Origin of the sequence: Mesorhizobium sp. M8A.F.Ca.ET.057.01.1.1, assembly GCF_003952565.1 — a bacterium.
Taxonomy (GTDB): Bacteria; Pseudomonadota; Alphaproteobacteria; order Rhizobiales; family Rhizobiaceae; genus Mesorhizobium.
In genome coordinates this window covers 1951221-1963273 of sequence record NZ_CP034454.1, presented here as the reverse complement: position 1 = coordinate 1963273, position 12053 = coordinate 1951221, and the positions used below count along the sequence as shown (strand labels likewise).

Below are 12053 nucleotides of genomic sequence, written 5' to 3'. Positions count from 1 at the left end.
TTCGATCATGTATACGCCGCCCGCCTTCCGCGACGACGACAGGGACAGCCTGATGGCGACAATCCGCGCCGCGCGGCTGGCAAACCTCGTCACCGCCACGGCGGACGGACCGCTCGCCACCCCCCTGCCGCTTTTTCTCGACGAGACGGAGGGTGAGCACGGCGTGATCCATGGCCATCTGGCCAGGGCCAACCCGCAGTGGCGCGTTCCCGCGATTGGCGACGGGCTCGCCGTCTTCATGGGGCCGGACGCCTATGTGACGCCGTCCTGGTACGCCACCAAGCAGGAAACCGGCAAGGTCGTGCCGACCTGGAACTACGCGGCCGTTCATGCCTACGGGCCGGTCGAGTTCTTCGACGATGCGGACAGGCTGCTGGAGGTCGTCACCCGGCTGACCAACCTGCATGAGGGTGCACGCGATGCGCCGCGCTGGGCGGTGTCGGATGCGCCGCCCGACTTCATTCAGTCGCAGCTTCGCGGCATTGTCGGCCTGCGCATGCCGGTCGTGAGGCTCGAAGGCAAGCGCAAGATGAGCCAGAACCGCAACGCCGCCGACCGCGCCGGCGTCGCCGCCGGGCTGGCCGCCAGCGAGCGGCCGTCCGACCGCGAGGTCTCCACCCTCATCCCGTCTTGAAGGCACGACGCCTCGCCTCGATGCGGCGGCCCGCGCACGCCGCCGTCAGGCGTCGATCCGGCCCGCGTCCGGCTGTCGCCTGTCAGCGTCCGCCGCCACCACGGGAAGCTCCGGCTTCCCTTGCCAGCACCAGTTCCGCGTCGTCGAGGATGTAGCGGACGTAGCGGTAGTCGCGAATGAAGCTGATCCGGCCTTCGCGCCATTCCAGCCACATGAAGTGATTGGGCTTCGCCGCGGTCCGGTCTTCGAACACCGCGATCACCTCGCGGCCCTCGACCCATGCCGGCTTGAGCCACAAGTCGTCGCTCTTGGCGTAGATCGTGAAGAACATGCCGACGTCGGCGGCGCCCGCGCGCGGCGGGTGCATCGACTGGTGGAGCCTCACATCGTCGGCAAGCAGCGCGCGCAAGCCGTTCCAGTCGCGCTGGTTGAACATGTTGACGTAGCGCACGATAGCGGCGGAGGCGATGCGCGCATCGGGACGCGGGTCGGCCTGCGCGTTGATCCGCCGAAGCCGGGCACGGCCGCGCGCCAGATGCCCCTTCACCGCATCCACCGTGGTGCCAAGCAGGGCGGCGATGTCGGCCAGCGGCTCGTCGAGCACATCCCGGAGGATGACGACGCTGCGTTGCGGCACGGGAAGCTCCGCGAAGCGCGACACGGCGGTTTGCACGGCTTGCCTGCGCATCAGCATCTCCACCGGGTCGGCCTCGTCGGCAATTTCGAGCGCCGCCTCGATCGGCTCGGCCACGCGGATCGCGCGGCTGCGCAAAAGGTCGAGCGCGCGGTTGTGGGCGATCCGGAACAGCCAGGGCCTCAGCTGCGGCACCTCGCACAACTCGTCGAGCGCCACGAAGGCGCGAGCGAACGTGTCCTGCACGACATCCTCGCCGTCGATGACCGATCCCATCAGGCGCGAACAATAGCGGTGCAGCTCCGGCCGCAGCGCGGCGGCAAGGGCAAGCAGCCCCTCCCGCCGGTCGCGCTCCACGGCTGGCTTTCCGTCGCTCAAGGACCCGCGCCCTCCATGATCGTCACGCCCGCATCGCCGCTGAGGCCGAAGACGACGCCCTCGGCATAGGCCGGGTCCTCCAGCAGCGAGACGACCCTGTCGCCGAACGCCCGGGCGGCATCGGCGCGCCGAAGCGGGTGACGAATTGTTCCGGCGTGATGCCGATCGAGCCGGCATAGGCGCCGGCGGCCGCATCGCCGATCCCGGTGCCGAGGATCATCTGGCGGGGCAGGATCGCCTGGAAGCGTATGCCGAGGCCTTTCTCTTGCGCCACGCCATTGGCGTATTTGGCCATGAACCACAGCATGCGCTTGGAGCCGCCGTAACCGCCCGACATCTGCGATCCGGTGACGGCGGCGCCGCTCGACCCGACCAGCACCCGGCTGCCCGGCTTGAGTGGCAGGTTCAGCGCCGCCTGGAGCCAGTAGAGCCCGGCCTTGACGTCGGTCTCCCAGGCAACGGAGAAATCGTCCCACTTCAACTGGTCCAGCCGCCCCATGCGCGGCGTCGCACCGGCGTTGAGCACCACTATGTCTGGGCGCACCTCGCCCAGAATGCGATAGGCCGCGTCCTCGTCCGTGACATCGGCCGCAATGGTGGCGACCCCAAGCCGCGCACCGACCGCTTCCAGCGCCTCGGCGCCCCGCGCGACAACGGTCACCTCGGCGCCCTGCCCGACCAGCGCTTCGACCAGGCCGAGGCCAAGCCCCCGGCTGCCGCCGGTGACCACGATTTTCCTGTCCTTGAGGCTCATTGGATCCTGCTCCAGTGTTTCACTGTAGCTAAGACGTTTGAGAATCGGGAAAAGAGTCAGCGGTGGGTGAGATTTGGTGATGGCGTCTGGATATGGACCCCGCCAATATGGGGCCGCAAGCAGATTGTCCGGTTCTGAACAAATAGCCGGAAAACTGCCGTTCCGCAGACGACCTTCCTAGGGCGGCCAGAGATTGATCAGATAGCTTTGTCATTCAATCGAACTTCAGGGACTTCCTTGGGGTGAACTGAGGTGTCAGGCACGGAGGCGGGTCGCAAGCAATCGCCGAGTGACGAAGCAAGAAACACAGCCTTGTCAATTTATGCATCAGGCTGCAGCTCCAACACGAAATCCCTCAATTCGTAACCGCCTCTCATGTCGGAAACAGCTCTGAACATATTTTGACGCCACTGGAATATCGTGGCTTCAGGACTACCGTCGAGTTCATCGGCACTGCGACCTAAAACCAGCAAACCACCATCGACGACTGTCTTTGCAACGGCACGGAGGGCGCGTTCGATTTGACCACGAGGAAAGTTCCTCTTCCCAAGGGCGTTCATCACGCGCACGACATCATACTGCATAGGCGACGGCGAAAAGAAATTATCCCTGGTGGCCACGAAGCGGCCGTCAATTTTCGCTCTCTCGATGACGTCAGGATGAAAAAGTGACACGGGCGTCAGCGTTGAAAGGCTGGGCGACAACAGCCAGGCCAGAAACTCATTTGCCCGCCTGCTTCTCAATGCAATAGCGCCCAGCGCTACTTGGAGGACAACCTGGTCTTTGTCGTAGAAGACCCAGAACATCCCTTTGCGGGCCGCGCCAATCTCATCGTAGTAATCGCTTGCCGTCAGCCTGACAGGTCGCTCATGGCTTAGCCTGTCGAATAGTTCCAAAGACGTAATGCCGTCAGATGCCGCCATATCGTGAACGGTGACTTCCTTGTCCATCGGCAGCCGCCGGATGGCCGAGATGATGGCCGTGTCCAAGTCCATGAACCGGTTAGGCCGAGTCGTTTTCGACGTGCACGGTCCAGCTGACATTGATGCAAGTATGCGTTTTCGCTCCTTGGCGGTGGGTGTGGAAAGCAACCTCGCAAAAGATGGCGCTAATATTCGCATGGACAAGCCACTTACCACGCGGCAGGCTGCCTTTGAAGGCGAAGGTTGGCCTGAAGGCCTGCTCAGGCGGGCTTATACACGCCCTTGAAGTGCAATGCAGAGCGAAGGTGGACGCATCCGCTGCGTTATTCGCTCGTCCGATGAACTAAATTCGGTCGCCATTCGTTTAGGAATTGAAGAGAGGGCGGGCAGTTTGATACTCAGTCGACATCGTAGGTTCATTTTTTTCAAAACGATCAAAACTGGCGGCACGAGTTGCGAAATCGTCTTGTCGCGATTTTGCAGTCCCAAAGACGTAATCACCTATCTGCCGCCCCCGATGAACGGCTGCGTCGCAGCTTGGCCGGACGCCCTGAGCAGAACAATCGGGACGCGTTCCACAAACGATTGGCGGGAAGGCTGCTCGGATGGGAACGCGGAAAACAGAAACGTCGCTTCGACCACAATATATCCGCGATTGAGCTTCGGGCGCAGATTCCGGACCAGGAATGGCATTCATTCCTCAAATTTACCGTCGCTCGAAATCCATTCGACCGCGCCATCAGCAAATATTTTCACGACAGGCATCACAACGCATCGCTCGAGACCGTTCCGGGGTCACAGCCTTCCAAAGACGATATCAATGCGTACTTGCTGACTTTGCCAGACCGCGATCTGACAAACTGGCACATATATGCCGACGATAAGGTTCCGCTTGTTGACCACATCATGCGCTATGAAAATCTCTCCGACGAGATCGCAAGCATATTGCGATCGTTGGGGATTGCCGATGAGTTCGCACTTCCGCGTGCCAAGGGCGCGTGGCGGACCAATCGTGAGCCATATCGATCCATCATAGGAGCGGAGCTTCGCCAAAAGATTGAAGCCGCCGCCTCAAATGAGTTAGAGCTAATGTACTACAAATGGTAGCTTGATTGGGTCAACGGTCGGTCGACGTTTGAGGGACGCTCGCCGACATCCGGGGATGGGGCTAATGGGCGCTGCGAAAAGACATCTAGACCGCTTCAAGATTGCCAGCAAAATAGGCCAGGCCCGGCTGCAGGGTCTGTTCACATCAAGCCGACTGGCTCCGGGACGAATAATTTCGGAAAGTAGCGGGGCGCCCCCTGACCAGTTTCACCTTCTGGAACTGCACCGTGAATATGGCAATATTTTCAAAACCTGGTCGGGTGGAAAGCTGACAACCTGCATCGTCGGGCATGAACTAGGCCTGAGGTTTCTGACGGAAAACAAGGCCAGGCTGCGCGCTGCAACGATCGATATGACGCCGATCTTTCCAGAGGGCTTCCTAAGAGCCATGGAGGGAAGTACCCACGTCGATTATCGGCGCATGTTTTTAGCTGCGTTTCGAGCCGTCTCGCTTGAAGGTCGCAGCGCGGAACTTAGGACTATCCTTCACAGCCGCCTGGCCGAACTGACCACCGGTGAAGACCGGCTGCGCTCCCAGGCGGCAGCCCGAATTCTTAAACAGGCGTCGACGGCGTTGATGCTGCAACTCGTCTTGGGTGCCAAAGACGGGTCCGAGATCGCTGGTGAACTCACGGACGCGTACAATGACTATGCTCCAAACGGCATGCATATTGTCATCACACCCACCGAGCGCGCCAAATACGAGCGCATCAAAGGTTTAGTGCTTGCATTGACGGACGACCTGAAACGATCGGAACGTCCGCCTTCGAGCTTACTAGAATACATGGTTCGGTCCCAACTGCTCGATGACACCGTCATTGGCAATTTGATACATATGACCGAATTTGCTCGTTACGATTTTCACGGCTTGTGGCGTTGGATACTTCTCGAACTGGCAGGCGAGGAGAGTTACCTGAATTTGGTAGCAGCCGAACCCGATGCTGGGCGACGCGAGTTGATGGCAAAATCAGCCGTATCCGAAACTCTCCGCATGCAGCAAAGCGAGTTTATCCTTCGGACTGCCACCATGCCGATCGTGTTCGAAGGCTTCCTTATTCCAAGGCGAAGTCGAGTCAGGATCTGCATTTGGGAAGCGCACAGAGACGCGAGCCAGTTTCTCGACCCGGATGTCTTCAAGCCAAACCGGTTTGTCGACAAGAAATTCTCAAGCGCTTCCTATGCTCCGCTTGGACTTGATCATCACCGGTGTCTAGGCGCTGGTTGGACAGTTCAGTTGAGCAGCATGCTCGTTGAGGAGCTCGCAGAAAACTTTTCCGTCAAGTTGCTGAATTATGGGACCGTCAGCCGAGGTCATTTCCACTATGAGCCAGGTCCCGACTCTCAGATATCAGTGACGGCAAGGCGATGATCGGCGAACTGCGTGATCGGGCCATGACGCGCGTCTATATCGGCATTGCCTCGCGAGATCGACCGAAAATGGTTTCGGAACTTCTTGACTCGGTTGCTCGCCTCGACACCGAGGCGAACCTTGAGCTGGCAATCATTCTTGTTGAGAATGGCAATGGCGAAGTCTTGCGGCAGGCAGTTGAGCGTTTTGCGGCAAACTGTGCCGGGATCAAGATCCACCATCTTGTCGAACCGCGCCTGGGTATTGTTTTCGCGCGCAACGCCGCTCTTGAGTTTGCTACCAATTCGGATTTCGATGGCCTGGCGTTCGTTGATGATGATGAGGTCGTCACGCCCACCTGGATTTTCGAACTGCTGGCGGAACAACAACGCGGCCAATATGACATTGTCGGAGGGCCGGTCAGGGCATTTGTCGACCCGCGTCCATTGACCTTCTGGAATCGGACCGTCTGGAAGGGTCTTTCATCCCGCGTCCAGCAGGTGGAGCGAACATGTGGCGAAAGGAAAGCCAACGGCAAAGAGTCACAGATTGTCCTGTCAACGAACAACTGGCTTGTGAGCCTGCCTTTCGTTCGAAAGGAGAACCTGAGGTTCGATGAGCGCTTTAATTTAACTGGAGGAGAAGATACGCGGTTTTTACGTGATGCATGGCGACTTGGCGCCAAAACGGGGTGGGCACCCAAGGCTGTCGTTTGCGAGCAGATCGTTCGCGAACGGTTGTCGCCATGGTATCAGATAAGACGAGCGCGCGACCACGCCCTTGTTTCCTTGAATGACAAATCCGATCGTCGGCCGGCATCGAAATGGCTCCGTGCGCCTGTGTCGGCAATTTTCAAACTGCTGTCGGGCTTGGTGCTATTGTTGCTCGCGCCTTTTACGGGAGGGGCGACATTCTTCAATGCGCTACGGGCTCTAGGCGAGGCCGCTGGCCGCACCCAGGGTCTCTTAGGTATCAAAAGCAAGCATTACAAGTTCACAATGGGCAAATGACGCTTCATCGCGCGGGCCGCATATGACGCCATTGCTTTGCCGCGAGGCGCCCTTTCTTCCGTCAGCCCGAAGTTGCCGTACGCCTCGCTTTCTCCACCCCTCGCTCCATCGAAAGACATATGGTCGCCGAGCGCAGGTTCCTTTTTAACCTCTTCCCACCGCGCGTTACCGGGCTGGGGAAGCTTCGACGCTGGCCAGCCAGAACCCCGAACCTTGCGCAGATGCGAGTTCAGAGGCTAGCCGCAGCAGGTCTTTGCCCGCATTGCGCTCATTGACAGCGGCATACAGCTCTGCCCTGGTGCGCTGAAGTTCCGGCAGGCACCAGCCTTCACCAGTTTTGGCGCACTGCGCGAGAGCAAGATCAAGCTGAGCAGCGGCTCCGACATTGTCGCCAACGGCCATGAGTCCTGCCGCGACAACTCCGCGGAACGCCATGTCGTAAAGGACGAAGCCGGTGGCTCGAAGCTTGGTCAGTGCTGGATACATCATGGCCAAGCCATGCTTTGGATCGCCGCACCGGATGAGCAATTCAGCATCGAAGGCGTCGGCATACGTGCGCCAGACGTCCATGGATTGCGCCCGCGTTTCGGTACGCAGCAAGGATATATAGCGCTTCGCGAGTGGGACATCGTTGGCCATAAGGGCTATCGGGCAAGCCGATTCAGCCAGGATGTTCGCATAGGTCGGGCCGTGGTTGAGCGCCTTGGCTTGGTCGATAAGCTTCTCGACAAGGGCCAGGGACGTTGCGGACTCTCCCTGCAGCCAGAGGACGCGGGAAAGTGCTACCTCGGCCAAGAGCCGCTGGTCATACTGAAAGCGGATGATGTGTCGCCTTTGCGAGTGCTCGCCATAACTGGCCAGCATCTTTTCCAGTAGGGTCCGGGCATGCGATTGCTGGCCTAGCAGGTGAAAGGTAGCGCCCTGCATGCGGTCGGCAATGGCGTCGTCGCTGCGCTCTCGGGAAGACTCGGTCAGTTTCCGAAAGCGGTCGGCTACCGCCATCGCCTCACGGGGCTCGGCACCGTTAGTACGATCAACCCATAAGGCCCAGAGCGACCGAAGCTGATAGTCGATATCGCCTAGACCTTCCGCTAGCAACAGCGTCTCCTTCCAAGCATTCGCGCCGCTCGGAAAGCCTGAAACAGCAACCATCTGCGGCCAACCGAGGGCTGCTTGCAGCTGCATCCGCCGCTTGTCACGCGTCTCTACCGGATGAACGCTCAACGCTTGCGCGACGCGACCCAGGCATTCGTCCAGAAGTGACAGTTGGTGCCAGAGCGGGATCGCCATTGCGGTAAGCTCGACACCCAACGCGTGGTCTCCGTCTGGCGCGAACGCCCAGTCGAGAGCGGCCCGCAAATCGTCAATTTGCCAGCCATAGAGATTGAGCCAGTCGATTGCGGAGAGGTTTTCAAAGTCTCGCTCGGCTTGGGCGAACGCCTCCATGAAGAATCGCGCATGGCCGGCTTGCACCTTGGGGAGTTCGCCAGACTCTTTAAGCTTTTCACCGGCGTAGGCCCGCGTCGTGTCCGCAAGCCGGAAAATCGTATGGTCGTAGTTGGCGTCAACCGAGATCAGAGACTTGGCCACCAGATTGGCCAAGGCCTCTTCGATTTCAAAATCGGAAATCGCGCTGTCGTTTGCGACCGCCATTGCGGCCCTTGAGGTAAAGCGCCCTACCAGGGTCGAAATCCGGCAGAGCACTCGTCGCTCGGATGCCGTTAAAAGCTGGTAGCTCCAGTCAAGCGTCGCGCGTAGCGTCTGATGGCGCGGCACCGCCGTGCGCCGGCCCCGTGTGAGCACGTGAAAGCGGTCATTGAGTGAGGCGGCCAGGGCCTTCGGGCCAAGGGTTTCGACGCGGCTCGCCGCCAATTCAAGCGCCAGGGCAATACCGTCAAGCTGGCGGCAAATATTGGCAACGTAGGGTGCATTTGTATCGTCAAAGACGAAGCCGCCGCCCGCTGCCGAAGCGCGTTCAACGAAGAGCCGAACCGCAGGCGACACTAGAGCGGATTTGGCCGTGAAGTCGGCATCCTCCTCGGGAAGCTCAAGCGGTGAAAGCGGCAAGACCCACTCGCCCTCTGCGCGAAGCAGTTCTCGGCTCGTAGCAATGATCCCGAGCCGCGAAGTGGATTGCAGGAGTTGCTCAGCAAACAGAGCCACGGCATCGACGACGTGCTCGCAACTGTCCAGGACTATGAGAATACGACGGTCGGCAATGACTGCGGCAAGCTCGGACACCAAGCTCTCGTTGCGAAAAGCTTGACCAAGCGCGGTCGCAACCGCGCTCGCGACCAGTCGAGGGTCACCAATCGGAGCAAGATCGACAAAGATGACGCCATCGGGATAGGCGTGTTTCAGATGATCGGAGGCAGCTAAAACCACGGTGGTCTTCCCAATGCCGCCGGCCCCGGTGATTGTAACGAGCCGCCGAGCGGGATCTGTCCGGCAAGCGTGGCGAGTGCGGCCTCGCGTCCAAACACAGCCCCAACGGCTTCGGCAATGGACGCAATCCCCCAATCTGGCCGCGACCCGCTGGCGCGGGCTCAATCGTCTGATGCGCCACCGTGGCCGTGAAGCTGTAGCCACGGCCTGGCACGTTGGCGATCATGCCATTGGTTGCAGAGCCTTCCGGTCCAAGCACCTTTCGCAAGGCCGTCATATTCACGCGCAGGTTATTTTCGGCGACGAAGGTGTTTGGCCAGACCGCTGCGATAAGTTCTTCGTGGCTGACGACTTCGCCAGCCCGCGTGACGAGGATTTGCAGAATATCGAAAGCACGGCTGCCCAATGGCAGCAGCTTACCATCACGATAGAGGCGCCGCTGCTCGCGACGCATCTCGAAAGGGCCGAAGCGGCAAATCTGCCAGTCCATTTCTGCTCGCCCTCTCACATTGCTCACAAAGCTTAGCACGAATATGGCGGCCTAAACCCCTGCCGAAGCGCCATTTAGCACCGTTTAGCGGCGATTAAGTGTCGTCGCTGACGGCATTGGCCTAGCTTCATCTCGGGCAAATAAGTGCCTAACCAGATTGGACCCAAGGAGATCGATATGCCTTTCGTGACCACCAGGGACGGAACCGAAATCTTCTACAAAGACTGGGGTAAAGGCCAGCCCCTGTTCTTCCACCACGGCTGGCCGCTCTCGGCCGACGACTGGGATAGCCAGATGATGTTCTTCCTGGCCCAGGGCTTCCGCGTCATCGCCCATGATCGCCGGGGACACGGCCGCTCGACCCAGACCGCCAACGGCCACGACATGGACACCTATGCGGCGGACGTGGAAGCGGTGGTCAAGGAACTCGGCCTCAAGGACGCGATCCATATTGGCCACTCGACAGGCGGCGGCGAAGTAACCCGCTATGTTGCCAAGTATGGCAAGGGCAAGGTCTCGAAGGCCGTTCTGATCAGCGCGATCCCGCCGAGGTTCATGGTGTCGGAGCGCAATCCGAACGGTGTGCCGAAGGCGGTGGTGGACAGCATTCGCGACGGCACGGCGTACAACCGAGCCCAGTTCTACCAGGACATCACCATTCCCTTCTACGGCTTCAACCGCCCCGGTGCAGTCGTCTCAGAAGGCATCCGCCAGAATTGGTGGCGCCAGGGCATGATGGGCGCGGCCATCGCACATTGGGAGTGCGTCCGCGTGCTCTCCGAGACGGAATTTTATGACGATCTCGCCGTCATCGAATGCCCAGTTCTGGTCCTGCATGGCGAAGACGACCAGATCTGCCCGTTCCCAACCACAGGCGCGGTGTCATGGAAGCTGCTGAAGCATGGCACGCTGAAGTCGTATCCCGGCCTGCCACACGGCATGCCCACGACCCACGCCGACATTATCAACGCTGACCTGCTGGTCTTCTTCCGCAGCTAGCCGGCAGATGACACCGAGAGACCACGGCGTTCGGTAACTGCCGGACGCCGTTCTCCTTGCAAGGCCAATCACCGTGGCGACCGCCACGCCAAAATAGATTTTGATTTGCCACAGAGGATTGGAGGCCGGCGGCGGACCGGCAGCCTCAAGGGCATGCCCAGTGGACGGTTCGCGAGACATATGCTCCATGGGCACGTGACGAAGCGGTGGGGAAGAAGTGAAGCGCGTTTTTCGATTGTTTGTCGCGGTGGTCATGGCGTCCGCAGTCAGCGGCTGCACCAGCATTTCCTATTACGCGCAATCGCTGGAGGGTCATGTGCGGATCATGGCCGCGCGCGAAGACGTTGGAAAACTGATCGAGGCCCCTTCGACCCCACAGGCCTTGCGCACCAGGTTGACGTCGGCGAGCGCTATCAGGCGGTTCGCCACGGACGAACTGGCACTGCCCGAAAACAGCAGCTACCGCAGCTATGTCGACATCCACCGGGATGCCGTGACCTGGGCCGTTTTTGCCGCCCCGCAATTTTCGCTCACGCCAACAACATGGTGCTTTCCAGTTTTCGGCTGCGTTCCCTATCGGGGTTACTTCGACCGGAAATCCGCGACCGAAAGCGCTGCCGCGCTTCATGAACAGGGGCTGGACGTCTATGTCTCCGGCGTCACCGCCTATTCCACGCTGGGCTGGTCCAGTGACCCGCTGCTCAGCACCATGCTGCGTCAGGACGACACCTATCTCGCGAGCCTCATCTTCCATGAACTGGCGCATCAGCGCCTCTATGTGAACGGCGATTCCGCGTTCAACGAGGCTTTCGCGGTTGCCGTCGAAACCACCGGGACAAGAAAATGGCTTCGCGCGGCCGGCGATCGCGCCGGCTTGCGCCGCTACGAAGCCGATCGCAGGCGCAGCGCCGATTTTCTCGCACTGGTGGCGAAAACCCGCGACGAGTTGAGGCAGGTCTATCAAAGTTCCCGCCCCCGGACGAGATGGCGGCAACCAAGGCCGCCACGCTCGACAGGCTGCGGATGCGCTACCGGCAAATGCGTGACAAACGCTGGGCCGGATACAAGGGCTACGACGCTTGGTTCGATGCGCCAATCAACAACGCAAAGCTCGCCGCGACTTCTGTCTACGGCGAACAGGTTCCGGCGTTTCTTCGCCTGTTCGACCTGTGCTCCGGCGATTATCCGAGGTTTTACGCATCCGTTCGACGGATCGCGGATTTGCGCCAACCTGCCCGCGCCGAAGCGCTCAAGGCCGCGACCACCTGCGATTGACTCGCACAAGCACCGGGGGCCTTTGACGAACTCCGGTGTGGCCGAGGCCCCGGGCGATGACTCTAGAGCGGTTCAGCGTTTGATAGAATCGCGGACCCGCTCTAACTCTTTGTTTT

At 60.2% G+C, this 12053-nt stretch carries 10 protein-coding genes and 2 pseudogenes; 7 read left to right on the top strand and 5 right to left on the bottom strand.

From position 1 onward, the window contains the following. Window positions 1-7: 7 nt before the first annotated feature. On the top strand, window positions 8-634 hold the full coding sequence (locus tag EJ077_RS08875) for an FMN-binding negative transcriptional regulator (protein ID WP_208701265.1): 627 nt from the start codon (window positions 8-10) through the stop codon (window positions 632-634). A gap of 82 nt (window positions 635-716) precedes the next feature. Here EJ077_RS08875 and EJ077_RS08870 read toward each other — a convergent pair whose 3' ends face one another. The 3 genes and pseudogenes from EJ077_RS08870 to EJ077_RS08860 all read right to left on the bottom strand — a co-directional run bounded on the left by EJ077_RS08870 (window position 717) and on the right by EJ077_RS08860 (window position 3350). Beyond that, window positions 717-1646 (bottom strand): sigma-70 family RNA polymerase sigma factor, encoded by a 930-nt coding sequence (locus tag EJ077_RS08870; protein ID WP_208701263.1) that lies wholly within the window; start codon window positions 1644-1646, stop codon window positions 717-719. Then, window positions 1643-2400 (bottom strand): annotated as a pseudogene (locus EJ077_RS08865) (SDR family NAD(P)-dependent oxidoreductase). The gene EJ077_RS08870 and the pseudogene EJ077_RS08865 overlap by 4 nt, the downstream one beginning before the upstream one ends. Window positions 2401-2720: 320 nt before the next feature. Continuing rightward, window positions 2721-3350: a hypothetical protein gene (locus EJ077_RS08860; protein ID WP_208701261.1), complete on the bottom strand. Its 630-nt coding sequence runs from the start codon at window positions 3348-3350 to the stop codon at window positions 2721-2723. Between EJ077_RS08860 and EJ077_RS08855 the strand changes: the two genes are divergently transcribed. The 4 genes from EJ077_RS08855 to EJ077_RS08840 all read left to right on the top strand — a co-directional run bounded on the left by EJ077_RS08855 (window position 3343) and on the right by EJ077_RS08840 (window position 6788). Then, complete coding sequence (locus EJ077_RS08855; protein ID WP_208701259.1) at window positions 3343-3609, top strand: hypothetical protein; 267 nt, start codon at window positions 3343-3345, stop codon at window positions 3607-3609. The genes EJ077_RS08860 and EJ077_RS08855 overlap by 8 nt on opposite strands. A gap of 167 nt (window positions 3610-3776) precedes the next feature. Then, window positions 3777-4430, top strand: a complete 654-nt coding sequence (locus EJ077_RS08850; protein ID WP_208701257.1) for a sulfotransferase family 2 domain-containing protein — start codon at window positions 3777-3779, stop codon at window positions 4428-4430. A gap of 64 nt (window positions 4431-4494) precedes the next feature. Continuing rightward, a complete protein-coding gene (locus EJ077_RS08845; protein ID WP_208701255.1) occupies window positions 4495-5799 on the top strand; it encodes a cytochrome P450 in 1305 nt (434 codons plus the stop codon). After that, complete coding sequence (locus EJ077_RS08840) at window positions 5796-6788, top strand: glycosyltransferase (RefSeq protein WP_208701253.1); 993 nt, start codon at window positions 5796-5798, stop codon at window positions 6786-6788. The genes EJ077_RS08845 and EJ077_RS08840 overlap by 4 nt, the downstream gene beginning before the upstream one ends. A gap of 165 nt (window positions 6789-6953) precedes the next feature. Here EJ077_RS08840 and EJ077_RS08835 read toward each other — a convergent pair whose 3' ends face one another. Together EJ077_RS08835 and EJ077_RS31990 are read right to left on the bottom strand one after the other, a co-directional pair. After that, window positions 6954-9173 (bottom strand): ATP-binding protein, encoded by a 2220-nt coding sequence (locus EJ077_RS08835; protein ID WP_245458691.1) that lies wholly within the window; start codon window positions 9171-9173, stop codon window positions 6954-6956. Then, on the bottom strand, window positions 9094-9627 hold the full coding sequence (locus EJ077_RS31990; protein ID WP_245458774.1) for a winged helix-turn-helix domain-containing protein: 534 nt from the start codon (window positions 9625-9627) through the stop codon (window positions 9094-9096). Before EJ077_RS31990 ends, EJ077_RS08835 begins: the two co-directional genes overlap by 80 nt. Before the next feature lie 213 nt (window positions 9628-9840). Between EJ077_RS31990 and EJ077_RS08825 the strand changes: the two genes are divergently transcribed. Continuing rightward, window positions 9841-10662, top strand: coding sequence for an alpha/beta fold hydrolase (locus EJ077_RS08825; protein ID WP_208701249.1), 822 nt, complete (start codon window positions 9841-9843; stop codon window positions 10660-10662). A 253-nt stretch (window positions 10663-10915) separates the two neighbouring features. Further along, window positions 10916-11937 (top strand): annotated as a pseudogene (locus EJ077_RS32745) (aminopeptidase). Window positions 11938-12053 lie beyond the last annotated feature (116 nt).

Bases quoted from the DNA above. Each gene is read 5' to 3' on its own strand.
- EJ077_RS31990 (WP_245458774.1), bottom strand. From the start codon at position 9,627: ATGCGTCGCGAGCAGCGGCGCCTCTATCGTGATGGTAAGCTGCTGCCA.
- EJ077_RS08875 (WP_208701265.1), top strand. From the start codon at position 8: ATGTATACGCCGCCCGCCTTCCGCGACGACGACAGGGACAGCCTGATG.
- EJ077_RS08825 (WP_208701249.1), top strand. From the start codon at position 9,841: ATGCCTTTCGTGACCACCAGGGACGGAACCGAAATCTTCTACAAAGAC.
- EJ077_RS08845 (WP_208701255.1), top strand. From the start codon at position 4,495: ATGGGCGCTGCGAAAAGACATCTAGACCGCTTCAAGATTGCCAGCAAA.
- EJ077_RS08860 (WP_208701261.1), bottom strand. From the start codon at position 3,350: ATGGACAAGGAAGTCACCGTTCACGATATGGCGGCATCTGACGGCATT.
- EJ077_RS08840 (WP_208701253.1), top strand. From the start codon at position 5,796: ATGATCGGCGAACTGCGTGATCGGGCCATGACGCGCGTCTATATCGGC.